Source organism: Roseateles sp. GW821-FHT02E12 (assembly GCF_059421665.1).
In genome coordinates, this window is record NZ_JBWKVK010000001.1 from 1,480,508 (window position 1) to 1,507,265 (window position 26,758).

Annotated in this window: 24 protein-coding genes; 9 read left to right on the forward strand and 15 right to left on the reverse strand. The window is 71.5% G+C overall.

The window, feature by feature from the left end:
* Positions 1–95: 95 nt before the first annotated feature.
* Genes AC07V5_RS07090 through glnE form a run of 5 tightly spaced genes read right to left on the reverse strand, consistent with a single transcriptional unit; the run spans position 96 to position 4,660 of the window.
* Positions 96–728: a hypothetical protein gene (locus tag AC07V5_RS07090; RefSeq protein WP_495114930.1), complete on the reverse strand. Its 633-nt coding sequence runs from the start codon at positions 726–728 to the stop codon at positions 96–98.
* Positions 718–1,014, reverse strand: a complete 297-nt coding sequence (locus tag AC07V5_RS07095) for an ArsR/SmtB family transcription factor (RefSeq protein ID WP_495114931.1) — start codon at positions 1,012–1,014, stop codon at positions 718–720. The genes AC07V5_RS07090 and AC07V5_RS07095 overlap by 11 nt, the downstream gene beginning before the upstream one ends.
* Positions 1,007–1,360 carry a VOC family protein gene (locus AC07V5_RS07100; protein WP_495114932.1) on the reverse strand — a complete coding sequence of 118 codons (354 nt, stop codon included), beginning with the start codon at positions 1,358–1,360 and terminating at the stop codon, positions 1,007–1,009. Before AC07V5_RS07100 ends, AC07V5_RS07095 begins: the two co-directional genes overlap by 8 nt.
* Before the next feature lie 25 nt (positions 1,361–1,385).
* Positions 1,386–1,961: a rhombosortase gene (gene rrtA, locus AC07V5_RS07105; RefSeq protein WP_495114933.1), complete on the reverse strand. Its 576-nt coding sequence runs from the start codon at positions 1,959–1,961 to the stop codon at positions 1,386–1,388.
* Complete coding sequence (glnE, locus tag AC07V5_RS07110; RefSeq protein ID WP_495114934.1) at positions 1,940–4,660, reverse strand: bifunctional [glutamate--ammonia ligase]-adenylyl-L-tyrosine phosphorylase/[glutamate--ammonia-ligase] adenylyltransferase; 2,721 nt, start codon at positions 4,658–4,660, stop codon at positions 1,940–1,942. Before glnE ends, rrtA begins: the two co-directional genes overlap by 22 nt.
* A 40-nt stretch (positions 4,661–4,700) precedes the next feature.
* Between glnE and AC07V5_RS07115 the strand changes: the two genes are divergently transcribed.
* On the forward strand, positions 4,701–8,759 hold the full coding sequence (locus AC07V5_RS07115) for a YhdP family protein (RefSeq protein ID WP_495114935.1): 4,059 nt from the start codon (positions 4,701–4,703) through the stop codon (positions 8,757–8,759).
* A 7-nt stretch (positions 8,760–8,766) separates the two neighbouring features.
* On the opposite strand, the gene AC07V5_RS07120 is transcribed toward AC07V5_RS07115, so the two are convergent.
* Positions 8,767–9,612, reverse strand: a complete 846-nt coding sequence (locus tag AC07V5_RS07120; protein ID WP_495114936.1) for a substrate-binding periplasmic protein — start codon at positions 9,610–9,612, stop codon at positions 8,767–8,769.
* Positions 9,613–9,640: 28 nt separating this feature from the next.
* Positions 9,641–10,540, reverse strand: a complete 900-nt coding sequence (locus tag AC07V5_RS07125) for a LysR family transcriptional regulator (RefSeq protein ID WP_495114937.1) — start codon at positions 10,538–10,540, stop codon at positions 9,641–9,643.
* A gap of 97 nt (positions 10,541–10,637) precedes the next feature.
* Between AC07V5_RS07125 and AC07V5_RS07130 the strand changes: the two genes are divergently transcribed.
* The 5 genes from AC07V5_RS07130 to AC07V5_RS07150 all read left to right on the forward strand — a co-directional run bounded on the left by AC07V5_RS07130 (position 10,638) and on the right by AC07V5_RS07150 (position 15,347).
* Entirely contained in the window at positions 10,638–11,594 is a 957-nt protein-coding gene (locus AC07V5_RS07130; protein ID WP_495114938.1) for a quinone oxidoreductase family protein, read from the forward strand.
* Complete coding sequence (locus AC07V5_RS07135; protein ID WP_495114939.1) at positions 11,591–12,031, forward strand: RidA family protein; 441 nt, start codon at positions 11,591–11,593, stop codon at positions 12,029–12,031. Before AC07V5_RS07130 ends, AC07V5_RS07135 begins: the two co-directional genes overlap by 4 nt.
* The gene (locus AC07V5_RS07140; protein WP_495114940.1) at positions 12,028–13,200 is read left to right on the forward strand and encodes an aminotransferase class V-fold PLP-dependent enzyme; all 1,173 of its coding nucleotides are present in this window, start codon (positions 12,028–12,030) and stop codon (positions 13,198–13,200) included. Before AC07V5_RS07135 ends, AC07V5_RS07140 begins: the two co-directional genes overlap by 4 nt.
* Positions 13,201–13,202: 2 nt before the next feature.
* The gene (locus AC07V5_RS07145; protein WP_495115665.1) at positions 13,203–13,997 is read left to right on the forward strand and encodes a carbon-nitrogen hydrolase family protein; all 795 of its coding nucleotides are present in this window, start codon (positions 13,203–13,205) and stop codon (positions 13,995–13,997) included.
* 96 nt (positions 13,998–14,093) lie between these two features.
* Positions 14,094–15,347 (forward strand): MFS transporter, encoded by a 1,254-nt coding sequence (locus tag AC07V5_RS07150; protein WP_495114941.1) that lies wholly within the window; start codon positions 14,094–14,096, stop codon positions 15,345–15,347.
* Here AC07V5_RS07150 and AC07V5_RS07155 read toward each other — a convergent pair.
* The 8 genes from AC07V5_RS07155 to AC07V5_RS07190 form a co-directional block, all read right to left on the reverse strand.
* Positions 15,331–15,897 carry a hypothetical protein gene (locus tag AC07V5_RS07155; RefSeq protein ID WP_495114942.1) on the reverse strand — a complete coding sequence of 189 codons (567 nt, stop codon included), beginning with the start codon at positions 15,895–15,897 and terminating at the stop codon, positions 15,331–15,333. The genes AC07V5_RS07150 and AC07V5_RS07155 overlap by 17 nt on opposite strands.
* 67 nt (positions 15,898–15,964) lie before the next feature.
* Complete coding sequence (locus AC07V5_RS07160) at positions 15,965–16,375, reverse strand: response regulator (RefSeq protein WP_495114943.1); 411 nt, start codon at positions 16,373–16,375, stop codon at positions 15,965–15,967.
* Positions 16,375–16,872 carry a GAF domain-containing protein gene (locus tag AC07V5_RS07165; protein WP_495114944.1) on the reverse strand — a complete coding sequence of 166 codons (498 nt, stop codon included), beginning with the start codon at positions 16,870–16,872 and terminating at the stop codon, positions 16,375–16,377. Before AC07V5_RS07165 ends, AC07V5_RS07160 begins: the two co-directional genes overlap by 1 nt.
* Positions 16,873–16,922: 50 nt before the next feature.
* Entirely contained in the window at positions 16,923–17,528 is a 606-nt protein-coding gene (locus tag AC07V5_RS07170) for a hypothetical protein (RefSeq protein ID WP_495114945.1), read from the reverse strand.
* Between the two features lie 12 nt (positions 17,529–17,540).
* Positions 17,541–17,936 carry a GNAT family N-acetyltransferase gene (locus AC07V5_RS07175; RefSeq protein ID WP_495114946.1) on the reverse strand — a complete coding sequence of 132 codons (396 nt, stop codon included), beginning with the start codon at positions 17,934–17,936 and terminating at the stop codon, positions 17,541–17,543.
* Positions 17,937–19,118, reverse strand: a complete 1,182-nt coding sequence (locus tag AC07V5_RS07180) for an FAD-dependent monooxygenase (protein WP_495114947.1) — start codon at positions 19,116–19,118, stop codon at positions 17,937–17,939.
* A gap of 4 nt (positions 19,119–19,122) precedes the next feature.
* Entirely contained in the window at positions 19,123–19,851 is a 729-nt protein-coding gene (locus tag AC07V5_RS07185; protein ID WP_495114948.1) for a substrate-binding periplasmic protein, read from the reverse strand.
* A gap of 14 nt (positions 19,852–19,865) precedes the next feature.
* On the reverse strand, positions 19,866–20,609 hold the full coding sequence (locus AC07V5_RS07190) for a substrate-binding periplasmic protein (protein WP_495114949.1): 744 nt from the start codon (positions 20,607–20,609) through the stop codon (positions 19,866–19,868).
* 123 nt (positions 20,610–20,732) lie between these two features.
* On the opposite strand from AC07V5_RS07190, the gene AC07V5_RS07195 reads away from it, so the two are divergent.
* The 3 genes from AC07V5_RS07195 (at position 20,733) to AC07V5_RS07205 (ending at position 26,502) form a co-directional block, all read left to right on the forward strand.
* The gene (locus AC07V5_RS07195; protein ID WP_495114950.1) at positions 20,733–21,713 is read left to right on the forward strand and encodes a potassium channel beta subunit family protein; all 981 of its coding nucleotides are present in this window, start codon (positions 20,733–20,735) and stop codon (positions 21,711–21,713) included.
* A 65-nt stretch (positions 21,714–21,778) separates the two neighbouring features.
* Entirely contained in the window at positions 21,779–24,913 is a 3,135-nt protein-coding gene (locus tag AC07V5_RS07200) for a diguanylate cyclase (RefSeq protein WP_495114951.1), read from the forward strand.
* Between the two features lie 104 nt (positions 24,914–25,017).
* Positions 25,018–26,502, forward strand: a complete 1,485-nt coding sequence (locus tag AC07V5_RS07205; protein ID WP_495114952.1) for a sulfatase-like hydrolase/transferase — start codon at positions 25,018–25,020, stop codon at positions 26,500–26,502.
* Positions 26,503–26,758: the final 256 nt, after the last annotated feature.

A 26,758-nucleotide genomic window follows, 5' to 3' on the forward strand; every position in this document is an offset into this window, starting at 1 on the left:
GCGGCTCAATGCCGCAAGCATCGCCGCCCCCTCGGGGGACCGACCAAGCTCGCCGGCGTCCAGCACGGCGAGATTGGGCGAGGGGCAGTTTCAACTCAGCGGTTGCGTACGCGCTTCTTGGCCGGCGGCGTGGTCAGCACGTAGCGCGTCGCCGTCAGCTTGTCCGACACCGCGCTGGTCTTGTTGTCCACATAGCCCCAGCCGCGCATCGCCACGCGCACTTCGGTGTCCGACGGGCTGGCTTCCGGGCCCTTGGGGTGCACCACCCAGACCGTCTTGCAGATCATGTCGGCATGGAACTCGGCCATGCGCGGCAGTTCGGACGGGTTGCTCAGCACGGCCACCAGCATGCGCGCCTCGCGCACATTGGTCGTGATGCCGCCGGCCAGTGCTTCGGCCAGCGCCGGGTCCAGCGTGCCCACCGTCGGCCCGATCAGCAGAGCGGGGGTCTCGGCGCTGACGCCCAGCTTGGCGGCCAGCGTGGGCGGCGGCGTCTGCAGCTTCTTCAACCACTTGCCGGCTTCCTTCTCGCCCAGCACGAGGGCGACGGCTTCATCGCCAAACTCGAACAGCAGCTCCTCGCCGGCGATGCGCAAGTTCTGCAGCGCAGCGATCTCCCAACGGCGCTTGATGTCGCCGCGCAGCACGACGGTGGTCGATTCGAGCAGGGCCGTGACCTCCGCGGTCTCGGTGCCCACTCGGGCGGTGCAAAGGGCTTCACGTCCCATGGTCGTTCTCTCTTTCCAATTCAAAACTGCCTTGCAAGGCGGCCAGCACCTGCTGCAGGCGCGCGGGGTCGGTGCGGTACATCCAGAACCTGCCGCGCACCTCCAGCGTCAACAAGCCCGTCTTGCGCAACACCTTCAGGTGTTCGGACACGCTGGCAATGGCCAGGGACGAAATCTCGGCCAGCTCACCGGCCGCGCATTCTCGGTTGAGGCATTCGCGCACGAAAACGCGGCGCTCGGCGTGGGCCAGCGCGCGCAAGGCCTCGTCGAGTTCGGTCTCAGTCACCCTGGATCAGCGTCAGCAGATTGCCCGCCGGATCGCGCACCTGGGCCTTGCGCACCCAGCCATTGTCGGTGACGGGCATCTCGACGCGGCCACCGGTCGCTTCGGCCTGGCTCAGCGCGCGGGCCAGGTCGGGCACGACGATGCCCAAGGTGATGGCCGCCTCGGGCTGCTCGACGAGGGCGCCGTTGGGGCTGCCGGCGGGCGTCTGCAGCTGCGCATAGCCCGGGCCGCGCGGTTCAATCTGCCAGCCGAAGACCCCGGCGTAGAAGGGGCTGAGACGTTCGAGGTCGGGGCCGGCGACGTCGAAATGGCCGATGCCGAAGGCGGTGTGTGGGGTGGTGCTCATCGCTGTCCTCCGTGGGAGGAAGCAATTATTTCGGTATTGTCCGAAATGTCAATCGCCACACCAACGCACCAGCAACCGCACCGGCAATGGCGCCGGTGAGGTGGGCGAAGGGCGCCACGGGGAAGTCGAAGCCGGGCGTGGTGCGCAGCACGGGGCCGAGCGGAGATTCGAGGGCGAGCTTGATGACCAGGCCGAGGGCTATTGCTGCGCCGATGAGGCGCTCACGGCCGCCACGCACGACGAGGGCCAGCGCAGCGATGGCGGCCAGCGCGTGCAGTTCGCCGGAAAGGCCAGCGTAGCGCAGCAGCTCGGGGCGCAGCAGCAGGCCTGCCTGAGTCAGCGGCAGCGCGATGAGGCCTGCGAGGGCTTCAGGCTTGCCGAGGGCGGCGCGGTGGCCGAGGAGCGCAAGGACGGCGCAGCCGGCCAGGTTGGCCGCAAGGTGGATAGGCGTCCAGTGGACGAAGGCGGCCGTGACTGCGCGCCAGGGTTGCGATACGACGAGTGCCGGCTGCCAGTCCAGCGCCTCACGCGGCAATGGCCAGGCCAGCAGCGAAAGCGCGGCGAGCGCCGCGCAGAGCATCAACCAAACACGGCTTGCCATAGCGCGCGCACGGCGTCCCGATGCGCGGCCAGCGGTGCGGCGGCCTCGGCGTCCAGCGCGGTGGACTGCTCGTCCAGCCTGGCCTTGTGCTGCACGCGCCGCAGTTCGCGGTAGGCATTGGCGGCGCCAACGCCTACGCGGGCCGGCAGCAGGCCGACGGCTTCGCAGCGCTGCAGCAGTGCGATGTTGCCCAGGTTGTCCAGCAGCTCGGGGTGATCCGCGCCGTTGGCCAGCACCAGCGTCTGCAGCGCGAACTCGGCATCCATCATGCCGCCCTCGCTGTGCTTCACATCGAAGAGGCCCTCGCGCACCGGGCGTGCGGCGCGCACCTTCTCGCGCATGGCCTGCACCTCGCGCCTGAGCGCCTCGGCGTCGCGCGGCGCGGTCAGTACCTGGCGGCGCACGCCCTCGCAGCGCTCGGCCAGCTCGGCGTTGCCGGCGCAGAAGCGCGCCCGCGTGATGGCCTGGTGCTCCCAGGTCCACGCGGTGTTGCTGCCGCGACCGGTCTGGTAGGCCTCGAAGTGGGCCAGCGACGTGACCAGCAGCCCCGAGTTGCCGTTCGGCCGCAGCGCCGTGTCGATGTCGAACAGCTCGCCGGCCGCCGTGCGCAGCGTCAGCCAGGTGATGAGGCGGCGCACGAAGGCGCCGTAGATCTCGCTGGCGTTCTCGTCTTCGTCGTCGAAGACGAACACCACGTCCAGGTCGCCGCCGTAGCCCAGCTCCTTGCCGCCCAGCTTGCCGTAGGCGATGACGGCCAGGCGGGGATCTGGGCGGTGGGCCTTGCCGAAGCGGGCCCAGGCCCAGGTGATGGCGATCTGCAGCACGGCATCGGCCAGCAGCGACAGGTCGTCGGCCACCTGCTCGACGGTGATGCGGCCCTCGACGTCGCGCACCAGCGTGCGGAAGACTTCCGCGTGGTGGGCGCGGCGCAGCGTGTCCAGCAGCGCCTCTTCGTCGGCCTCGCCGCTGCGCTCCCAGCCCTGCTCACGTTCCAGCAGGTCGGTGATGAAGGCCTCGCGGTCAAAGCGGGCGGTCAGCAGCAGCGGGTCGGCGAGTTCGTCGATGACGCCCGGGTGCTGCATCAGGTAGCGCATCGGCCAGCGCGCCAGGCCCAGCAGGCGCAGCAGGCGCTGCTGCACGGCGGGGCGCTCGACGAGCAGGGCCAGGTAGCTCTCGCGGCGCAGCAGCGGGCCCACCCAGTCGACAAAGCGCAGGGCTGCGTCCAGCGAGCATTCCTCGGCCGCCACGGCTTGCGCCGCGCGGTGGAAGAGCTTGGCCAGGCGCTGGCGCGATTCCTCGCGCAGGCCCTGCACGCGCGGCGTGTCGGCCAGCGCGCGCACGGCGGTGGCCAGCGGCGGCGGCAGGCCGGCCAGGAAGTCCTCACCGTCCACGGCAGGCTTGGGGCCACCGCACTGGCCGCCCTTGCAGCCGCCCTGAGGCTTGCCACCCTCGTGCAGCAGCGCGTCGAACTCGGTGGCCACCAGCTCGCGCACCTCGCCGAGCTGCTCGAACAGCTCACAGGCTTCACGCGTGCACTTCAGACCCAGCGACGCGGCGATCCAGGCCAGGTCGGCGTCACCCTGCGGCAGGCAGTGGGTTTGCTGGTCGTCCAGGAACTGGATGCGGTGTTCCACGCGACGCAGGAAGACGTAGGCCTCGCTGAGCTTCTGCGCCGTCTCGGCCTTCATCAGCCCGCCACCGGCGAGCTGGGCCAGGGCCTTGACGGTGGAGCGCGTGCGGATCTCGGGGAACTGGCCGCCGCGCACCACCTGCAGCAGTTGCACGATGAACTCGATCTCGCGGATGCCGCCGCGCGACAGCTTCACGTCGTTGGCCCGCTCGGGCCGGCCGGCCGCGCGCGCCTTGGCCTCGCTGCGGATCTTGCCGTGCAGCTGGCGCAGGCCTTCGAAGACGCCGTAGTCCAGGTAGCGGCGGTAGACGAAGGGCGTGACGAGGTGGCGCAGTTGCAGCGTGCGCGCATCGCTCGGCGAGCCCATGCCCGACAGCGGCGAGACGACGCGGCTCTTCAGCCACGCAAAGCGTTCCCACTCGCGGCCCTGCACGAGGAAATACTCCTCCAGCATCGCCAGGCTGACGACCGGCGGGCCGCTCTTGCCGTTGGGGCGCAGCGCCAGGTCGACGCGAAAGACCTGGCCGTCGTCGGTCACGTCGCCGATCAGCGTGTAGAGGCGCTTGGCCACGCTGGAGAAGTACTCGTGCGCCGTGACGGGCCTTGGACCTTGCGTCTGGCCGTCGTCTTCGTAAACATAGATCAGGTCGATGTCCGACGAGACATTCAGCTCGCGCGCACCGAGCTTGCCCATGCCCAGCACCCAGAAGGCGATGTCGCCCCCCTCCGCATTGCGCGGTTCGCCGTGGATGGCATCCAGCTCGGTTCGTGCGGCGGTGAGCGCCATGTCGAGCGTGACCTCGGCCAGGTGCGTCATCGCCAGCGTGACATCTTCCACGGTCGCGGCCTGTTCGATGTCCAGCACCGCCAGGCGCTCCAGCACCAGGTGGCGGGCCACGCGCAGGCTGCTCGCCAGTGGCCGGCCCGCGGCCAGGGTGGCTATCAGCGCCGCGATGACCGCCCGGTCGGGCAGGCCCGCCGGCAGCAGCGTCAACTCGGCCGTGTAACGGCGGCGAACCCGCTGTACGTAGCGGCTGTGTTCAGCAAGAACGGGAAACAGTGCGTTCATGACCCTGTGCTAGATTGACTGCCGGCCGGTTCTTCTCCACGTGCCCCAAGACAACGTGTCTGACTTCTTCTCGGCCGCCCTCCACCGCTGCACCCGCGCCACGCGCTGGCCTTTGCGCCTGTGCTGGCACAGCCTGCGCTGGTTGCTGCTGGGCCTGGCCCTGGTGTGGGCCCTGGCGGTGGTGGCGTGGTCCGTATTGCACTGGGCCATTCTCCCGCACGCCAATGACTGGCGTCCCTGGCTGGAAAAGGAAGCCTCAAAGGCTTTGGGGGTAGAGCTGCGCATCGGCCGCATCACGGTCGAAACCGGCGGCTGGATGCCACGCATGGAGCTGGGTGACGTGCAGGTGCTGGACGCCGCCGGCCGCCCGGCGCTGCGGCTGCCGCGTGTTGCGGCCGTGCTGTCGGCCCACTCGCTGCTCGCGCTGGAGCCGCGCTTCTCGCAGCTGCTGGTCGACACCCCCGAACTCATCATCCGCCGCGACGCCAAGGGCCGCATCTTCATTGGCGGCCTGGACCTGAATGATGCCGAGAAGACGGACGCCGGCACCACCGAGGCCGGGATGGACTGGCTGTTCAGCCAGCCCGAACTCGCCATCGTCAACGGCCGCGTGCGCTGGGTGGACGAGAAACGTGCCGATGCGCGGCCGCTGGAGCTGTCGGCGCTGAACTTCATCATGCGCAACGGCCTGCGCCGCCACGAACTGCGGCTGGACGCCACCCCGCCCGCCGACTGGGGCCAGCGCTTCACGCTGCGCGGCAAGTTCACGCAAAGCCTGCTGAAGCGCCCCGGCGAGTACCAGCACTGGAGCGGCCAGCTCTACGCCGAGCTGCCGCGTGCCGACCTCAGCCAGCTGCGCCGCCACGTCGACCTGCCCTTCCAGCTCAGCGAGGGCGACGGCGCCGTGCGCGCCTGGGGCGAGATCAAGGACGGCCAGCCGGTGGCCGCCACGCTGGACCTGGCCCTGCGCGCCGTGCGGCTGCGGCTGCTGGAGTCCGCGCCCGAGCTGGACCTGGACCACATCGAGGGCCGGCTGGACCTGGCCCGCGCCAAGGACCGCCTGACCCTGCAGGCCCACCAGCTCGGCTTCGTCAGCGGCGACGGCGTGGCCTGGCCGCGCTCCGACTGGGGCGTGGTGCTGCAGCTGGGCGCCGGCGACGCTGTGCTGGGCGGCGAGGTGAACGCCCAGCGCCTGGACTTTGCGCTGATGGCCCAGATCGCCCAGCGCCTGCCGCTGGGCGAGCGCGCCCACAAGCTGCTGACCGAGCTGGAGCCGCGCGGCGTGCTGACGGCGCTCAACGGCCAGTGGCAGGGCACGCTGGACGCGCCGCGCAGCTACCGCGTCAAGGCCCAGATCGACGGCTTGGGGCTGTCTGCCAAGCCCAGCGAGCAGGAAGGCCACGTCGGCCGTCCCGGCCTGCGCGGCGCCAGCCTGGAGCTGGACGCCAGCGAGCGCGGTGGCTCGGCGCGGCTGGCCGTGCATGACGGCGAGGTCGAGCTGCCGGGCCTGTTCGAAGACCCGCGGCTGCCGATCACGCGGCTGTCCACGCAGATGAGCTGGCAGCTTCCGCAGCCCGGTGGCAAGACGCCTGGCGATGTCGAGCTCAAGCTGCGCGATCTCCAGCTGCAGACGCCCGACCTGAGCGGCGAGTTCGACGTCGCCTGGCGGCGCCCCACCGGTGCCGCGACACCCGGCTTCCTGGACCTGACCGGCCGCATCCAGCGCGTGGAGGCCACGCGCGTGGCCCGCTACATCCCGCAGAGCCTACCGAACACGCGCAGCTATGTGACGCGCGCCATTCTTGGCGGCGAAGCGCGCAACACCAGCGTGCGCATCAAGGGCGAACTGGCCGACTTCCCCTTCGACGCGCCCAAGTCCAGCGGGGTCTTCCGCGTTGCGACGCAAGCCCAGGGCGTGACGCTGGCCTACGTGCCGCCCAGCGACGTCGGCACCAACTGGCCGGCCATGGAAGGCGTGGAGGCCGAACTCGTCTTCGAGCGCGCCGGCATGTTCATCAAGGACGGCCACGCCAAGGTGCTGGGCTATGAATTGAGCGGCGTCAACGGCGGCATCAAGGACCTGCACCACGGCCGCCTGTTGCAGCTCGACGGCAACGGCCGCGGCGCCGGTGTCGACCTGCTGCGCTTCGTGCGCGCCTCGCCGCTGGACGAATGGCTGGGCCACGCGTTGAGCACCACCTCGGCCCAGGGTCCGGTCGGGCTCAAGCTTGGCATTGGCATCCCGCTGGACGACACCTCCCAGACGACGCTCAAGGGCCAGCTCCAGCTCGGCGGTGTCGACCTCAAGCTGCGCCCCGAGCTGCCGGCGCTGGGCAGCGTGCGCGGCCGCGTCGACTTCGACCGCAAGGGCCTGCAATTGGCCGGCGTGACGGCCCGCCTGCTCGGCGGCGACGCCGGCATCGAAGGCGGCACGCAGCCGGGCGGTGGCCTGCGCTTCGCCGTGCAGGGCCAGGCCACCGCCGACGGTCTGCGCCGCGCCACCGAGCTGGGCGCCGTCACCCGCCTGGCGCAGGCCGCCAGCGGCCAGGCGGCCTACCGTTTCCAGCTCGCCATTCCCAAGGATGGCCAGAGCGAACTCAGCGTCACCAGCAACCTGCAAGGCCTGGCGCTGGACCTGCCGGCGCCAGGCCGCAAGGAGGCTGAGGCCGTGCTGCCGCTGCGGCTGCTGATGACGCCCACCGGCGTGGGCCGCGATGAGCTGAGGCTGGAAGTTGGCACCAGCGCGGCGCCGCTGCTGCAGGCCCAGTTGCAGCGCGATGTGTCCGGCGCCAGCTCGCAGGTGCTGCGCGGTGTGCTGGCCGTGCAGGACAAGCTCCCCGCGCTGCCGGCCAGCGGCGTGCTGCTGCAGGTCAACGTGGCCGCGCTGGACCTGGACGCCTGGCAGCAGCGGCTGGGTGCGCTGGCCGGCAGCAACGGTGGCGGTAGTGACGGCGACGACGCCGGCTTGCTGCCCAGCCAGATTTCGCTGCGCAGCCAGGCGCTCAAGGTGGGCGGCCGCCAGCTGGGCCGCGCGTCGGCGCTGGTGGCGCGCGACGGCGCCAACTGGCGCATCAACGTCGATGCCGAGCAGATCGCCGGTCGCATCGAACTCAAGGGCGTCAAGGGCGGGCAGATCGATGCCGTGCAGGCGCGTCTGGCCCGGCTGTCGCTGCCGCGCCAGGAGGTTGATTCCGTCACCGAGCTCATCGACCCGGGCAAGGCCGACACGGCGGGCAGCCCGCTGCCCTCGCTGGACATCGAGGTCGACGACTTCGAGCTGCGCGGCAAGCGGCTGGGCCGGCTTGAAGTGCTGGCCCAGGCGCCCGCGGCGGCGCGCGACTGGAAGCTGGAAAAGCTGGAACTCCATTCGCCCGAGGCGACGCTGCACGCCAGTGGCGTGTGGGGCGCGGCCAAGGGTGGCAACCCCGGCGCCACACGGCGCACCCAGCTCGACTGGAAGCTCGACATCGCCGACGCCGGCAAGCTGCTGGAGCGCCTCGGCCAGGGCCAGGTGTTGCGCGGCGGCAAGGGCGCGCTGGCCGGCCAGGTCGGCTGGGACGGCTCACCGCTGGCGCCGCACTACGCCAGCATGGCCGGCGCGCTGAACGTGCAGCTCGACACCGGCACCTTCCTCAAGGCCGAACCCGGCGTCGGCCGGCTGCTGGGCGTACTCAGCCTGCAGTCGCTGCCGCGCCGGCTGCTGCTGGACTTCCGCGACGTCTTCGCCGAGGGCTTCACCTTCGACGGCGTGACCGGCGACGTGAAGATCGCCGCCGGCGTGGCCCGCAGCGACAACATCCGCATCCGCGGCCTGCAGGCCGCCGTGCTGGTGGACGGCAGCGCCGACCTGGCGGCCGAGACGCAGAAGCTGCGCGTCGTCGTCGTGCCCGAGGTGTCGGCCGGCGGCGCGTCGCTGGCCTACGCGGCCATCAACCCGGCCATCGCGCTGGGTGCCTTCCTGGCCCAGCTCATCCTGAGCCGCCCGATGGCTGCGGCCAACACGCGCGAGTTCCACATCACCGGCACCTGGGACGACCCCAAGGTGGAGAAGGTCGAGGCCTCGCCGCCCAAGGCCGCCAGCGCAGCGAGCGCGCCCTGAGCCTGCGTCAACGCGGCGTCTCGGCCTCCAGCGCCCGCAACTGCAGCCTCAGGCCCGTGTAGCCGCGCAACTGCATCAGCGCGGCCTTCAGCCCGGGTTCGGCCATGAAGATGGCGTCGAAGCTGCCATCGGCCGCCGCCAGCGCCAGGCCGCGCTGCAGCCGCTCGGCCAGCTGCGGCTTGTCGCGTGCCACGAAGAAGTACAGCGGCTGCTTGTACTGCAACGCCACCCCTGGCAGCTCGGCGAAGCCCTGATCGGCGAATTGCAGCAGCTCGGAGTCAATCTCCTCGCGGGTGCGTGGGATGAAGTCGAAGCGGCCGGCCTTGAGCATGCGGAACAGCAGCTCGGACTTGGTCGCCGTCTCGACGGTGAAGCCGTTGGCCCGCAGGATCTGCGCGTCGCTCCAGTAGGTGCCCGCGCCGGCCCGCAGCCGGCGCAGTGCGTCCAGCGTGCGCAGTGGGCGCAGCGCGGGCAGGTCGGCGGTTCGCACGAGCAGCAGGCGCAGCTCGTTGATGCCCTTGAGCAGGTTGAAGCGCACCGGCAGTGCCTGCGCCTCGCGCTCGGGCGTGGTGGTGCTCCACATCAGGTCCAGCAGGCCGTCCTGCAGCATCTGGCGCATGCGCGGGCGGGGCAGATCGGGTGCCGCGTGAACCAGGATCGGCGCCGGCTCGCCGTCGGCCGTCTTGCTCAGGGCCAGCTTCAAGGCCTCGATGAAGAAGGCGCCGTGGGCGCTGTAGGCATTGGGGTCGGGCAGGCGCAGCGTCAGCGGCGTGCCGGTGCCACGGGCCGACGGCAGCGCGGCTGCGAGGGGCAGCACCAGGAGCTGGCGCCGCAGGCAGGAGGGAGTCGGCATGGCGATCCGATTCTCGTCCGGCGCTCCCCTAGCCGTAGCACGCGAGCTCGGCGGCTGTGACTTCTGCCTCGGCGCGTACCCAGTCGGCAAAGCGCCGCACCACCGGCAGCGCCGCCGCGTCCTCGCGAACGACCAGCAGATTGGCGCGCGGCGATGGCAGCAGCAGCGCATGCGCCTGCACCAGCGTGCCCGCGCGCAGCCGCGGCAGCGCCAGGGACAGGCGGGTGATGGCGACGCCCAGGCCTGCCTCGGCCGCGTCCAGCGTCAGGCCGGCGTCGTTGAAGGCCGGGCCTTCCGGCGCTGTCGTCGCGCCGGCCGCGGCCTGCCACAGCGGCGCGTCGCCGGTCACATGGCTGAGCATGCGCGCGGCCGGCCAGCGCGAAGCGTCGCGGCCCAGTTCGCGGGCCAGCGCCGGTGCGGCGACGGCCAGCAACCGGTCCTCAAACAAGACCTCGCCGTCGTCCTGGGGCCGGCCGTGGCGCAGCGCCACAAGGGCCACGCGCGGCGGCGGGCGCACGAGGGCGTAGTCCGTCTGCACGATGAGGCGCACCGTGGGCGCCTGTGCGATGAAGCCGTGCAGCCGCGGCAGCAGCCAGGCCCGCGCCAGCGAACCCAGCGTGGCGATCTGCAACGTCGTGCGTGCCTCGGCCGGTTCCGGGTAGACGGCCTCGTGCAGCGCCGCCAGCGGGCCGCCCAGGCGCGCCAGCAGCTCGCGGCCCTCGGCCGTCAGCCGCATCGCGTTGCCGACGCGCTCGAACAGCGTCTGGCCGCACCAGTCCTCCAGCTGGCGCACCTGGCGGCTGATGGCGCCGGGCGTCAGGTGCAGCTCGGCGGCCGCGCGGCTGAAGTTGCCCAGGCGCGCGGCGGCCTCGAAGGCTTGCAGGGAGAACAGGGGTGGCAGGCGCTCGCGCACGGATGTTGAAAGCACGGGTGTTGAGAAATCGGCAAAGCCGCTGTGCCAAAGCCTCGCTGGCGCGGGACCGGGGCGCGGCCGACAGTGGCGCCAGATTAACTGCGGAGCTGCCATGTCTTCCACGACTACCGCCATCGTTCTCGACCGCTTCGGCGGGCCGGAGGTGCTGGCGCTGCGCGAACTGCCACAGCCGGCCGCCGCGCCCGGCCAGGCCGTCGTGCGCATCGCCTACGCCGGCGTCAACTTCGTCGACCTCTACCAGCGCGAGGGCCGCTACCCCGGCATCTCGCTGCCCTGGCGCCTCGGGTTGGAGGGCGCGGGCGAGATCGTCGACGTGCCACCCGGCGCCGAGTTCGCACCGGGCGAGCGCGTCGCCTTCACGACCGGCGTGCAGGGTGCCTACGCCGGCCACCTGGCCGTGCCGCTGGAGCACCTGGTGCGCGTGCCCGAGGCGCTGTCGCTGCGTGACGCCGCCGCGGCGCTGGAGCATGGGCTGACGGCGGCCATGCTGCTGGACGACGTCGCGCGTTTGCGGCCGGGCGAGCCGGTGCTGGTGCATGCCGCGGCCGGCGGCGTGGGCGGCTGGCTGGTGCAGTGGCTGCTGGCGCGTGGGCATGAGGTCTTCGGCACCGTGTCCAGCGCAGTCAAGGCCGACTGGCTGAGCGGCCTGGGTGCCCAGCCGCTGTTGGCCGACAGTGACTGGCCGGCTGCGGCGCGTGGCGTCGGCGTTGTCTTCGATTCGGTCGGCCGCACGACGTTCGCCGGCAGCTTGGAGGCGCTCCGCGTCGGTGGCCACCTCGTGCTCTTCGGCGCGGCCAGCGGCCAGCCCGAGCCGGTCGACGTGCTGGCGCTTCAGAGGAAGAGCCTCACGCTGACGCGGCCGGTACTGCCCCACTTCCTGCCCGATGCGAGCAAGCGCCGCGCGCGGGCTGCGACGGTGTTCGACGCGCTGCTGAGCCATGCCGTGCAGCTGCGCATCCACGCCGAATTCCCGCTGGCCGACGTGGCCAGTGCCCATGAACTGCTCGCGTCGCGTGCGACGCAGGGCAAGCTGCTGCTCACCCCATGACGACCTTGAAAGACCGGCTGGCCACCCTCGGCCACACCCTGCCCGAACTCGGCGCGCCCGCCGCCAACTATCTGCACTACCGCGAGGGCGAGGGCCTGCTCGTCATTGCCGGCCAGATCGGCACACCGGGCCGTGGCGTGCTGGACGCCGCAGCGGGGCGCGCCGAGGCCGAGGTGGCCGCTCTCAAGCTGCTGGCCGTGCTGGACGCCGCCGTCGGTGGTGACCTGGGCCGCGTGCGCCAGGTGCTGCGCCTGGGTGTCTTTGTCGCCTCGGCGCCGGGCTTCACCCAGCACAGCACGGTGGCCGACGGTGCCTCCGACCTCGTCGTGGCGGCCCTGGGCGAACGTGGCCGGCATGCGCGCGCTGCCATCGGCGTGGCCAGCCTGCCAGCCGGTGCGGCAGTGGAGGTCGAGGCGCTGGTGGAGCTGGTGTCGTGATCACCGCCGCACAAGTGGCGGCCGGCCGCGCGGCGACGCCGGGCTGGGGCGAGGCACTGCTGCTGAATCACGCCGGGGCCTCGACGATGTCGGCTGCGGCGCTGGCGGCTTTGCAGGCGCACCTGGCGCTGGAATCGCGCCTCGGGCCGATGGACGCCGCCGACGCCGTCGCCGCGCAGTTGCAGCAGCTGCGCGAGGGCGCGGCGCGGCTGCTGAACGCCGGCACGGATGAAGTGGCGGTCATGGGCAGCGGCTCGGCGGCGTTTGGCGCGGTCTGGGCGGCCTTCACGCACACGGCACCGCTGCGCGCGGGCGACCGCATCCTCGTCGGCCGGCAGGAGTGGGGTGGCAATCTCGCGACCTACCAGCGCGCCGGCGCGAGCGTCGAGGTGCTGCCCTGCCGTGCCGACGGCAGCGTCGATGTCGAGGCCAGCGCGGCGCTGATCGACGAGCGCGTACGTTTGATCTCGCTGACCTGGCTGCCGGCCAATGGCGGCCTCATCAACGACGCCGCAGGGCTGGGTCGCGTGGCCCGCGCGGCCGGCGTGCCCTATCTGATCGACGCTGGCCAGGCGCTCGGCCAGTTGCCCGTCGACGTGCAGGCCCTCGGTTGCGATGTGCTCAAGGGCGCCGGCCGCAAGCATCTGCGGGGGCCGCGCGGCACGGGGCTGCTTTACGTGCGCAAGAGCTTCCTCGACCGGCTGGAGCCGCCTTGGGTGGATGTGCAATCCGCGCCCTGGGGGCAGGAACTTCGCGACGACGCACGCCGCTTCGAGACCGCGGAGCAACCGGTCGCGCTGCGGCTGGCGCTGCAGGTCGCGATTGCCGAGGCGCTGGAGCTCGGGGTCGACGCCATCGCCACACGCGTGCAGGCATTGGCGGCCCTGCTGCGCGAGCGCTTGGAAGCGCTGCCCCATGTGCGCGTGCAGGACCTCGGCACCGGGCCGCGCTCGGGGCTGGTCAGCTTCACCGTCGAGGGCGAGGCGCCTGCGACGATCCGTTCGCAGCTGGCGCAGCAGGGCATCCGCGTCGGCGCCAACGGCGTGCCCTACACGCCACTGGACATGCAGGCGCGAGGTCTCGACGGCATCGTTCGCGCGTCGCTGTCATGGTTGAACGACGAAGAAGACATCCACCGCCTTGTCACGGCGCTAGCATCGGCGCCATGAGCATGAAGATCGCAGCAGTCCAGATGGTCTCCGGCCCTGACGTGGCCGCCAACCTTGCCACGGCGCGCCGCCTGCTGGAGGACGCCGCCCGCCGCGGCGCCCAGCTCGCGGCCCTGCCGGAGTATTTCTGCCTCATGGGCATGCACGACAGCGACAAGCTGGCGCTGGCGGAAGCCGAGGGCGAAGGCCCCATCCAGGCCATGCTGGCGACGGCCGCGCGCGACCTGGGGCTGTGGATCATCGGCGGCACGCTGCCCATCAAGTCGACGACGGCCGAGCGCGTGCGCAACTCGACGCTGGTGTTCTCGCCCGACGGCGAGTGCGCCGCGCGCTACGACAAGATCCACCTGTTCGCCTTCGACAACGGCCGCGAAAGCTATGACGAGGGCCGCGTGCTGGAGCCCGGCAGCCAGCCGACGAGCTTCGACGCCGGCGCCGTCAAGGTCGGCCTGTCGGTCTGCTACGACCTGCGCTTCCCCGAGCTCTACCGCGCCTATGGCGGCTGCGAGCTGCTGGCCGTGCCGGCCGCCTTCACCTACACCACCGGCCAGGCCCATTGGGAGCTGCTGCTGCGCGCCCGTGCCGTCGAGAACCAGTGCTACGTCATCGCGCCGGCCCAGGGCGGCCAGCATGCCAACGGCCGCCGTACCTGGGGCCACAGCATGGTCATCGACCCCTGGGGCCAGGTGCTCAGCGTGCTGGCCGAGGGCGAAGGCGTCGTCCTCGCCGAGGTGGACCCGGCGCGCCTGACCCAGGTGCGCCAGCAATTGCCGGCGCTCGCCCACCGCAAGCTTTGAGCGCGTAGACCCCGATGCGCCGCCGCCTGGCGCGCATCGAGAATCCGCGCTCTCCGCTGCGCCAGGCGACTGGCCAGCGCTTGCAAAGGATTCCCCATGACTGACAACACAGCCAGCCGCACCACGGCCTGGCTCGTGGGCGTGCTGGTGGCGCTCTCGCTGTATGGCAATTTCTACGTCTACGACTCCATCGGCCCGGTGGCCGAGCTGCTGCAGCAGCAGCGCGGGTTCAGCGGCCAACAGGTCGGCTTGCTGAACGCCATCTACAGCCTGCCCAATGTCGTGCTCATCCTGGTTGGCGGCGTGCTGGTAGACCGCTTTGGCGCGGCCCGCATGACGCTCATCACCGCCGGCATCTGCCTGGCCGGGGCGCTGCTGACGGCCTTCAGCCCCAGCTTCGCCGGCATGGCCGCGGGCCGGCTGCTCTACGGCATCGGCGCCGAGACCTTCAACATCGCCACGCTGGCGGCCCTGGCCCAGTATTTCGCCAGCGGCAGCATCGCCCTCGTCATGGGGCTCACGCTGGCCATCGGCCGCCTGGGCTCCTACAGCGCCGACATGTCGCCCACCTGGTTCGCCACCGCCTACGCCCAGGGCTGGCAGCCGCCGCTGGTCATCGCGGCGCTCATCGCAGCGACGTCCTTCGTGGCGGCCGCCGCCTACTGGTGGGTAGACCGCGGCCGCTCGGGCAAGAGCGCCGTGGCGCCGGTGGCCGAGCGCTTCGTGATGCGCGACCTGCTGCACTTCGGCAAGGCCTACTGGTATCTGCTGGCGCTGTGCGTGCTGTGGTATTCGGTCATCCTGGCGTTTCGCAGCACCTTCTCGATCACCTACTTCCAGCATGTCCACGGGCTGGACCTGGCTACCGCTGGCGAGATGAACAGCTACGTCTTCCTGGCCGCCGTGTTCGCCACGCCGGCCTTCGGCTGGCTGTGTGACCGGTTGCAGCGCTACGCGCCCTTCCTGGCCTTCGGTGCGCTGCTGCTGCCCATCGCGCTGGCCGTCATGGCGCTGACGCCCTGGAGCCTGTGGGGCCCGACCGCGCTGATCGGCATCAGCTACTCCCTGGTGCCGGCCGTCATGTGGCCGCTCACCAGCCGCCTCGTGGCGCCGGCGCGCTTCGGCACTGCGATCGGCCTGATGTGGGTGGCGCAGAACGCCGGCATCGCGGGCGCCAACCTGGTGGCGGGCTGGCTGAACGACCTGGGCGGTGCGAGCGCCGCCAACCCGGCGGGCTACGACGCGATGATGCTGTTCTTCGGCGTGGCCAGCGTGGCGGGCGTCATCTGTGCGCTGCTGCTGTGGTTCACGGCCGGCCAGCGCCGGCACGAACTCAAGGCCGCAGCGTGACCAGGTCGCGCAGCAGCAGGTCGATGTTGGCCCGCAGTGCGCGCTCGTTGGCGATGCGCAGCCTCTCGTTGGGCGACAGGATGGCCTCGCTGAAGCGGGCTTCGTCGGTGTTGGCAATGCGACGCTGGTAGACGACGCGGCCGCCACCGGCCTTGTCCAGCAGCGTGTAGCTCACCGCCACACCCACCGTCACACCGACGGCCGGCACCAGCGGCTGATCCAGCTGCACCAGCTCGGCCTGCAACTCGAAGCGTGGCGCCGGCAGCGGTGCGGGTGGCTTCATGCCGACGGCGTGGAGCGATTCGTCCAGTGCCTGCTGCAGCGCCATGGCGCTGACCCTGGAGCCCCACCAGCGGCCGGTCTCCTGGCCGCCCTTGACGGGCGCGACGCCGATCTGGGCCTTGAACGCGTCGGGCACCCAGCCACGGATCTGCAGCGCGTCAGCGGGGCTGACCACCATGGGCAGGGGCTGGCTGGGCGCGCCACAGCCGGCCAGCAGCAGGGCCAGCAGGGCGGCAGGAGCAACGCGGAAAAAGGCGGGGCGGCGCATGGGTGACCCATGCTAGGCCCGCGGCGCGGCGCCGTTGGCCGCAAAAGCGGGCACGACAGGGCCTTATTCAGGGCTCGGCCAAGGGCGCCGGCGCACCGAGGGCGGAGATGACCTCCAGCATGCCGCGCACCTTGAAGGGCTTGAGCAGCAGCCGGCAGACGTCGAGCTCCTTGAGCCGCATGGCCAGTTCGACATCGCAGGCCGTGGCCGTGGCTGCCACCAGCAGGCTGGCGGGTTGCGGGGTGTCGCCGGCGCGCAGGCGGCGCAGCAGCTCCAGCGATTCGCCTTCGTCGTCGATGGCGATCAGCAGCGCATTGAAGCGGCGCTCGACCAGCAGCCGCTCCGCGATGGCAGCGTTGGTCGCCTCCTGCACGTCGGCCAGGCCCATGTCGCGCGCCATGACGGACACCGTGCGCCGCAGCACGAACTGCGGCTCGACGAGCAGCAGCCGGCCTGTGAGCTTGACGTGGGCGTCCATCATTCGCCCTCACCCTGGCCGGACAGCTCGGCGACGACCAGGTCGCGCAGCGTGCCCAGAATGGCGCTGTCCATCGCGTCGAACTCGCGCGGCTTGATGTCGATGAGGCACAGCGTGCCGATGGCCGCCCCGCTGGGCAGGATCAGCGGCGCGCCGATGTAGAAGCGGATGAACGGGTCGCCCACGACGAGGGGGTTGTCGGCAAAGCGTGGGTCCTGCAGCGCGTCCATCACCTGGAACAGGTCGCTCTGCACGATGGCATGGCCGCAAAAGGAGATCTCGCGCGAGGTCTCGCAGGCCGCCAGGCCGACGCGGGCCTTGAACCACTGTCGCTGCGCGTCGACGAGGCTGATCAGCGCGATGGGCATGTCGAACTCGTCGGCCGCGAAGCTGACGATGCGGTCGAAACGCTCCTCGGGCGGTGTGTCGAGGATGAGCAGCTCGCGCAACGCGCGCAGCCGCTCGGCGTCGTTGGCGGGGATGGGAGCGGGCGTCATGCGTGTTGCGGTGGCGTTAGCCGGAGTCTAGGGCGCAGGCCCGTCACCTGTCACCGGACATCGAGGGTGTAGGTCACGGCCTGTGACAGGCTGGGCAGGATGCCGCCGAAGTTCAGCGTGTAGCGGCCGCGCTTGAGGGGGCCGAGCGCGACGTAGTAGCCATTGCCGGCCGCCGGTGCATCGTCGTCCGGTGCCACGAGGAAGCAGCCGCGCGTGGCCTGGCGGTGCGCGGCCAAGCCGTTGAAGCGCTTGCCGTTCAGGTCCAGCACCAGGGCCTCCGGCGCCTCTGTCTGGGACTCGGCGCGCAGCATCAGCGAGGCGCAGGCTTCGCGCTCGTCGTCGGGCGGGAAGGCGATGGTGTTGACGAGGGGGAAGAACAGCGTCTTGCCGGCCGGGATGCGGCAGCTGCGCACCGTGCGCCGCGTGCCGTAGGTGCCGGCCAGGAACCAGACCGGGCCCGACTGGCCGCTGGCGCACAGCCGCCCGTCGGTGTCGGCAACGGGGCTGTCTTCGTCGTCGAACGACAAGGCCCAGTGCCACCAGCGCTTCGACCACTCCTCCTGCGAGGCGCCGGCGATGGCCTTGGCCGGCGGGATCAGCTGGGCCTGGGCCGGCAGCAGGGTCAGCAGCAGGGCCAGCGTGAAGAGGGTTCGCATCGTGTTTCCCAATCAGCGCCGCTGGCCGGGCCGCTCCATGGCGACCTCGGACACGCGAAAACCCAGTTTCTCGTAGAAGGCCGACACACCGTCGCGGCCGGCACGCAGCACCCAGGTCATGCGGTCGTTGCTGCCCATGGCGGCCTGCACGAGCTGCGTGCCGATGCCTTGCCCGCGGTGCGAGGCCGCGACGACGACCATGGAGATGTAGCCATTGAACAGGCCGTCCGTGATCGCGCGCAGGAAGCCGACGACCTGGCCGCCCTCGACGGCGACCAGCGCCACCTGGGACTGGGCCAGCAGTTGGCGGAACACGCCAGGGTCCTGCACGCGCGGCCCCCAGTCGTTGTCGGCCAGCAGTTGGCGCGCCGCTTCGATCTCTTTGGGCTGGATGGGTCGGATGTCCATTCAGCCTCCGAACATCATGCGTCGCGCCACCGCCGTCTTCAGCGGCGTGGCCAGCTCCAGCCCGGCCAGCGCCAGGCCACGCAGCGCCGGCAACCCTGGCAGGCGCCAGGCGAAGCTGCGGGCGAGGAAATCGGTCGCGGCGATCATGGGCCAGCGGTCGGGCGCGCGCTGCCAGTCGACGCGGGCGAGCGCGGCGTCCAGGCTCTGGCCGGTTTCGGCAGCCTCGCGCAGCGCGTCGACCAGGGCCTGGGCGTCGCGCAAGCCGAGGTTCAGGCCCTGGCCGGCGACGGGGTGCAGCGTCTGGGCCGCGTTGCCAATGCGCAGCGCCCGGCCCTGCAACAGTCGCGTCTCGGCGTTCAGGCCCAGCGGGAAGCACTTCAGCGCCGAGATGCCGGTCAGCGTTCCCGCCACGGCGGGCAGTTGCTGCTGGATGACGGTCAGGCGCTGGGCGTCGGTCAACGAGGCGATGTCGTCTTCGGCCTGGGGCAGGCACCACACCAGCGCCGCGCGTGGGCCTTGCGCGTCGTCGGGCAGCGGCAGCAGGGCCAGCGGGCCGTTGCGGGTGAAGCGCTCGATGGCCAGGCCCCGCAGCCCGGGCGCGGCCAGGCGCACGCTGCCCACCCAGGCGTTCTGGTGGTAGTCGCTGGTGATGCTTTTGCGATCCTGCTCGGCGAACACGCCGCCCTCGGCGACGACGGCGAGGTCGAAGCTGTCGACGATCGGGCCTTCGCCGCAGTCCAGCTCCACCCCGTCCGAGCTGGAGCGGATCGCATGCACGGCCGTCGCGAAGCGCGTGAACAGGCGCTGCGGTGAGGCCGCAGCCAGCGCCAGCCAGCGCTGCTGCAGCGGCGCAACCAGCGCGCCATAGGGCAGCACGGCGCCGAGCTGGGGCAGGCCCTGCTCGGCGGCGCTGATGCGCACCTCACCGGCGATGGGCGCGGGCGGCGCCTGGCTGATGTGCACGGTCTGGATGGCTTGGGCGCTCTGGGGCACCCAGGCCGACAGGCGCTGCAGCAGCCGGATGCTGCCGAGGTTGAGCGCCAGCGTGCGCGCATCGCCGCTGACGTCGCGGTCCAGCGGGCGGGTGTCGAAGAGGTGGATGCTGGCCTGGGGCAGGCGCTGGGCAGCCAGCAGGGCAAGCGCGAGGCCGGCAGGGCCTGCACCGATCACGGCGAGATTCATGGGCTCAACGATAACGCTCGACGATGCGCGCCAGGCTGCCGTCGGCTTGCATGGCCGCCAGCGCGGTGTCCAGATCGGCCAGCGACACGGTGGCGCGGGGCGACAGTGCGCAGGCCGTGCGCCATTGCGCGACAAGCAGCGGCGGGTGCAAAGCCACGGGCACCTCGCCGCGGCGCAGCAGATAGGCGAAGCTGGCGCGGCCGACGAGGGCGTGGTCGACGCGGCCGAGGGCGAGCTTGCGCAGCAGGCTGTCCAGGGTCGGCCCGTCGTCGCGCCTGAAGCCCGCGCCCAGCACCGCGGCGGCTTGGCTGTACTCGAAGCCGGAGATCGTGCCGATGCGCTCGCCCGCCACGTCCTGCAGCCGCGCCGGTGCCGCGCGCCGCCTGGCGGTGAGGAGCAGCTCGCCGTCGTCCAGGAAGGGCCGGCTCCACTGCAGCGGCCCGGGCAGCCAGGCGGGCAGATAGGTACAGATCAGGTCGGCGTCCTCGCCGGCCAGCAGCAGCGGCCCGACGCGCCGGCGCGGCACGACACGAAAGCGCAGTTCCCGGCCCAGGCGGTGGCCAAGCTCGACGGCGATGTCGTGCTGCAGACCCTCCACCACCCGGCCGTCACGGATCAACGCCTGGGGCAGCTGCACCGTGCTGTCGATCAGAACGACGAGGGGCGCCTCGGCCGCCACCGCGGGCCGCCCCGTGGCCAGGGTTAGCAACAGGCAGCGCCTCGTCAACCTCATGGCGCGCCCAGGCTTCAGCGAAAGCGCTCGACGATGCGGGCCAGGCTGCCATCCGTTTGCATGGTGGCGATGGCCGCGTCGAGCTGGGCCAGCTTCAGGCTGCTGCGCGGCGACAGTGCGCAGGCCGTGCGCAGCCGCGCGATGACGAGAGGCGAGTGCAGCTCCAGCGGCACGTCGCCGTGGCGCTGCAGGTATTCGAAGGTGACGCGGCCGACGATGGCGTGGTCGATGCGGCCCGAAGCGAGCTTGCGCAGATTGGTGATCAGGTTGGGCGCGTCGTCGCGCACAAAGCCCGAGCCGAGGGCCGTCTCGGTCTCGGGGTAGAGAAAGCCGGCCACGGTGCCGATGCGCTGGCCGGCCAGGTCCTGCAGTTGGGCGGGTGCCGGGCGGCGCGCCGCGGTGACAAGCAGGTCGGCGTCGTCGAGATACGGCCGGCTCCACTGCAGCGGGCCGGGCAGCCAGCCGGGGATGTAGTTGCAGATGAGGTCGGCCTGCTGGCCGGCATCGAGGATCTGGGCGAGGCGCCGGCGCGGCACGAGGCGAAAGTGCACCGGGCGGCCGATGCGCTGGCCGAGTTCCAGGGCGAGGTGGTATTGCAGGCCGTCGATGGGCTTGCCGTCCTTGAACTGGGCCTGGGGCATCTCGATGCTGCCGTCGATGAGGACGAACAGGGGCGCGTCATCGGCAAGCGCGGGCACCGCACCAGCCAGGGCCAGCAGCAGCAGGCTGCGCCTCGACGCGCGTCCAGGCAGCTCCATCGTCCATCCCGTCGTGCGCCCCGCCCCCGGCGCGCTCGGGGGCATTGTGGCCATGTGCCGGCGCGCCGGTGGGGGCGCGCTTAAGCTGTCGCTTTTCCGCATCTCAGCTCCAGGAACTCATCCATGCAATACCGCCGCCTCGGCCGCGCCGGCCTTCAGGTTTCCGAACTCTCGCTCGGCTCCTGGGTCACGTATCACAACCAGGTGGGCACCCAGGCCGCCACCGAGATGCTGGCCGCGGCCTTCGACGCCGGCATCAACTTCTTCGACAACGCCGAGGTCTACGCCCAGGGCGAGAGCGAGGTCGTCATGGGCCAGGCCTTCAAGGCACTGGGCTGGAACCGGCTGGACTACATCGTGTCGAGCAAGTTCTTCTGGGGCCTGGCGCGCGACGGCGTGACGGTGAACCGCAAGGACACGCTGAACCGCAAATACCTGATGCAGGCGGTGGATGCGTCGCTGAAGCGCTTCCAGCTGGAACATCTGGACCTGATCTACTGCCACCGCCCCGACCCCAACACGCCCATCGAGGAAACGGTCTGGGCGATGAGCGACATCATTCGCCAGGGCAAGGCGCTGTACTGGGGCACCAGCGAGTGGAGCGCGGGCGACATCCGCGCCGCCTGGGAGATCGCCGAGCGCCACCACCTGCACAAGCCCGTCGTCGAGCAGCCGCAGTACCACCTCTTCCACCGCCGCCGGGTCGAGCAGGACTACGCCCGCCTGTACGACGACATCGGCCTGGGCCTCACCACCTGGAGCCCGCTGGCCTCGGGTCTGCTGACCGGCAAGTACCGCGCGGGCATCCCGGCGGGCAGCCGTGGCGCGCTGGAGAACATGAGCTGGATGCGCGAACAGCTGCAGGACAAGGCCAAGAACGACGCCGTCGGCAAGCTGGCCGAGATTGCCGCCGAGCTGGGCTGCAACACGGCCCAGCTGGCCATCGCCTGGATCAACCGCAACCCGCGCGTGTCCACGGTCATCCTGGGCGCCAGCCGCATCGAGCAACTGCACGACAACCTCGGCGCCCTGGCCGTGACGCCCAAGCTCACGCCGGAGGTGGTCGAGCGCATCGACGCGATCACCAAGCCGCTCGCGCAGTGATGATTCACGTTCACTGAGGGCAAGACCCTGCCGGCAGTGGCGTGCCCGTGCCTGAGAATGCTGGCATGAGGGTCTTGATAACAAAAGGGTGTGCAGCCCTGCTGATCGCCGTTGGGTTGATGGGTGGGGCGCAGGCCGTGGTGCCGCGCTTCGAATCCATCGGCGAGCCCGGCGCCGTGCGCGACAACGTCGTCTCGGCCCTGACCCTGGACGCCCGCGGCCTGCTGTGGGCCGGCTCGCCCGAGGGCCTGTTGCGCTTCGACGGCTATGCCTTCCGGCGCTACCCCTTGAGCGGCCCCGACGGCCAGCTGCTGCCCGAGCAATTCGTGCGCGCCATGCTGCCCGACCCGCGCGGCTGGATGTGGGTAGCCGCCGGCAACAGCGGCCTGGTGCGCATGGACATGGCCACGGGGCGCTGGGACCGCTGGGCCCGCGACGGCAAGTCCGCCGACGAGACCGCGCCCGCCGCCAACACCGTGCGCACGCTTGCGCTGGAGAAGGACGGCACGCTGTGGATAGGCGGCAGCGGCGGCCTGGACCGCTTCGACGTCAAGACCCAGCGCTTCACCCACCACCGCGGCCGCGAAGACGGCCTGCCTGACCCGCGCGTGCAGACCCTGCTCGTCGACCGCCAGGGCACGCTGTGGATAGGTACCTGGCGCGGCCTGGCCCGCAAGACGGCCGACGGCCCCATCGAGACGCTGGACGTGGACGTTGGCGACCAGCTCGTCACACTGATCAGCGAGACGCTGGACGGCCGCATCATCGTCGGCACGGCCCAGGGCCGCCTGCGCGCGCTGTCGCCCCAGGGCCTGCCGCTGCCCTTCAGCCCCGGCGCCCAGCCGGGCGCAACCTCGGGCGCCTGGCCGGTGATGGCCATGGCCCAACCCGATGCCGACGAGCTGTGGTTCGGCGACGCCTCGGGCCTGTCGCGGCGGCGCGCGACCGACGGCAGCCTGATCGAACGCCTGCCCGCCACCGGCGCCGGCACCGCGCCGCGCAGCGATGTGCGCGCGCTGATGCGCGACCCTTCGGGCACCGTCTGGGCCGGTAGCTACGGCGGCGGCCTGATGCGCCATGTGCCGTCGCTGCCAGGCTTGTCCATGGTGCGCGAAGCGATCGGCTCGGCCTCGGGCGGGCTGGACGTGCGCAGCATCCTGCAGCTGGACAACGGCGAGATCTGGCTGGGCCTGCTGTCCGGCGGCATCGAGCGCCGCGACCGCCAGCTGCAGCCCGCGGGGCTGATCGCACCTGGCGCCGGCGGGCTGCCGCCGGGCCGCATCAATGCCCTGGGGCAGACCAAGGACGGCTCCGTCTGGGTGGCCGTCGACACCCAGTTGCTGCGCTTCGATACGCAAGGCCGCTGGAAGGAGACGCTGCGCAGCGGCAACGCCGTGCCGCGGCGCTTCCACCCCACCGACGACGGTGCGCTGTGGATCGCCACGCTGGACGGCGTCATGCGCTGGACGCCGGGCAAGCCGACCATGCGCGCCATCCCGACGTCCGGCCTCGTCGGCGGCACCGGTGAGGTCAACGCCTTCGCGACGCTGCCCGACGGCAGCCTGTGGGCCGGCGGCGCCGCCGGGCTGTTCCGCGTTGCCAAGCCCGGCGCGGACGAGCCCGTGGCCGAATGGGTGGAGCCCAAGGGCCTGACCGGCCAGACCGTGCTCGGCATGGCCGTGGACCTGGCTGGCCGCCTGTGGGTGGACACCGGCACCGGCCTGCATCGCCTCGTTGAGAGCAGCGGCAAGCAGGCGCGCTTCGAGGTCATCGGCGCCTCCGACGTTGGCGGGGCCTTCGGCGCCAACCTGCTGTTCGACAAGCAGGGCCGCATCTGGTCGCAGCGCAACATGTACGACCCGCACGGCGGCGAGCGCCGTGAGCTGGGCGCGGCCGACGGCGCCGACCTCGGCACCGGCTGGTTTCGCAGCTACGCCAAGCTGGACGACGGCCGCATGCTGTTCGGCGGCGCGCGCGGCCTGCTCGTCATCGATCCCGAGCGTTTCTCGCCCTGGACCTACAAGCCGCCGCTGGTCGTCTCGGAGCTGCGTGTGGACGGCGAGGAGCGCGCGCTGCCTGCCAGTGGCACCGACATCGTCCTGGCCCCAGGCCAGCGCGGCCTGACGCTGGGTTTCGCGTCGCTGGACTACAGCCAGCCCGGCCGCAACCGCTACCGCTACCGCCTCGACGGCCTGGACGCCGGCTGGATAGACGCCGGCGGCGCCCTGGGCCGCGCGGCGGCCTACACCAACCTCTCGCCGGGCCACTACCAGCTGCGCGTGCAGGGCAGCAACCGTGACGGCGCCTGGAGCCCCAGCGAGTTGAAGATCGGCGTCGAGGTGCGCGCCGCCTGGTGGCAGACGCGCTGGGCCATGGCCCTTGCCGTCGTCGCTGCCGTCGCCCTGGTGGCCGCCATCGTCAGCATGCGCACGCGGCTGTTGCTGCGCCATCGCCGCGTGCTGGAAGTGCGCGTGCAGGAGCGCACCGAGGCGCTGGAGGCCGCCACCGCCGCGCTGACGGCCAAGTCCTTCGAGCTGGAAGAAGCCAGCCTCACCGACCCGCTGACCGGCCTGCGCAACCGCCGCTTCCTCGACCGCCAGATGCCGGCCGACGCGGCGCTGGCGCTGCGCCACTACGAGCCGGTGGCTGACGCGCCCACCGCGGGCGAGAGCGAGCAGGACCTGCTCTTCTTCCTCATCGACATCGACCACTTCAAGCGCATCAACGACGCCCACGGCCACATGGCCGGCGACGCCGTGCTGGAGCAGATGCGCGGCCGGCTGCAGCAGGTCTTCCGCGCCACCGACTACCTGGTGCGCTGGGGCGGCGAGGAGTTCCTCATCGTCGCCCGCGGCACACCGCGCAGCCGGGCCGCCGAGCTGGCCGAACGGGCCCTGCAGGCCGTGTCGTCGCAGGCCTTCGCGCTCGAAGGCGGTGTGCGCCTGGCGCAGACCTGCTCGGTCGGCTTCTCGGCCTTCCCGCTGTGCCCCGCAATGCCGCGCGCGCTGGACTGGCGCTCCGCCATCGACCTCGCCGACGCCGCGCTCTACGAGGCCAAGGAGGCGGGCCGCAACGCCTGGGTCGGCATGCTCACCGCCGAGGCCGACAGCGAGAACGAACTGCGCCAGGACATCCGCCGCCCGCTGGACAGCTGGGCGGCCAGCGGGCGGCTGAAGCTGCTGCGCTCCGGGCGCAGTTGAGGCGCCCCGGGGCTGGGGGCTGCACACAGTCCTTTGCCTGGCGCCAACACTCAGCAAACTTCCGCTAGCGCCCCGGCAAAGCGGCGTCGGCAGACTCGCCGGCGATGCCCGCCGACCGACTTCTCTCTGCCCTCCCGCCGCCCCGGGCTGCCGTCCTGGCGGCCCTCGTCCTGCTGCTCTGGACCATCGTCGGCGCGAGCTGGTTTCTGCGCACCTACCTGGGCCTGGTGACGGCCGACCAGGTGCTCTACCACCTGCAGAACGGCGGCCTGGACTACGCCGACCCGCGCATGCTGTGGCGCGCCTGCCGCTGCCTGCTGGCGGTGATGGGCCTCACGGTGCTCAGCCTCTTCCTGCTGCGCCGCATGAAGCGTTGGCATGGGCGGGCGCTGCTGGCCCTGCTGGGCACGGGCGCCGTCGTGTCCGTCAACGCGACGGTGTCCGACCCCTGCCAACCCGAGCCCGACGGCGGCGACTACCTGGCCCGGCACTACGCCGACCCCGGCCGCGCGAGCGTGCAGGCGCCCGAGCAGAAGCCCGACGTGCTCGTCGTCTTCGTCGAGTCTCTGGACGAGGGCTACACCCGCCCGCGTGAACCCCACGCGGCGCTGCTGCCGCGGCTCACGCGCATGCAGGACGACTTCCAGACCCTGGGCGAGCTGCGCAACCTCAGCGGCGCGAGCTGGACGGTGGGCGGCATGTTCAGCGCGCTGTGCGGGCTGCCGCTGCAGCCCGTGGGCCTGATGAGCCACAACTCGCTGGAGTACAGCCGGCGCTTCTTCGAGGGCGGCCAATGCCTGACCGACCTGCTGGCGGCCCAGGGCTGGGACATCAGCTTCTATGGCGGGGCCTCGCTGAAGTTCGCCGGCAAGGGCCGCTTCCTGCAAGACCACCACGTCGCGCGTCGCTTCGGCGCCGAGCAGTGGCAGCAACGCGGCGTCGCCGTGCCCGCCGCGGGCTGGGGCCTGCTGGACAGCGACCTCGTCGAGCAGGCCTGGGCCGACATGCAGCGCCCGCGCCAGGCCGACGAGCCGCGCCTGAGCCTGCTGCTGACCGTCGACACCCACGGCCCCGCGGGGGCGCACGACGGCGGCTGCGTGGATGGCGTCGGCCAGGCTGACGAGGACGACGACGAACCCGCCGACGTGATGCGCGAGGCGCTGCGCTGCACCGACCGTGTCGTGGCGCAGTTCGTGGAGCGCTTCATCGCCCAGCGCGACGGCCGGTCCAAGGTCGTCTGGATCATGGGCGACCACCTCAACCCCGAGCCCATGCTGAACGGCGAACTGCTCCCCGAGGCCCACGGCCGCACCGTTTTCCATGCGCTGGCCCGCTATGACGCCCACGGCCACGCGCTGGCCGCGGACGACCTGCAGCGCGAGTTCACGCACGTCGACATCCTGCCCACGCTGGCCGAGGCCATCGGCCTGCGCTGGGCCTCGCTGCCGCACCGGCTGGGCCTGGGCGTGTCGCTGCTGGCCGGCCCGACCCACGCCACGCTGGCCGAGCGCGACGGCATGGCCGTCGTCAACGGCCGGCTGTCCTGCCGCTCGCCGCTGTTCCAGCGGCTGTGGTTCAAGGCGGTTTGAACTTGCTGCGCTACTCCGCGTTTACCTTGATCGAATCTGGTTGGTGTGTCGCCTAATTTGGCATCGCTAGTGCGAAATGACCTGCGATGTGGACAACGGGACTTCGGTCCGAGGAGGCTGCGAAGCCTCTGCCCAGTCCTCGCGTGGCCCGACCGCTGGTCGGGTGGCGCGTTGGACCGTCAGAGCTGGATACTGACGAACAGTTGAGTCACGAGGGGATTAACGCGCCGACGTCTTTGCCTATCTTTGCGGCTAG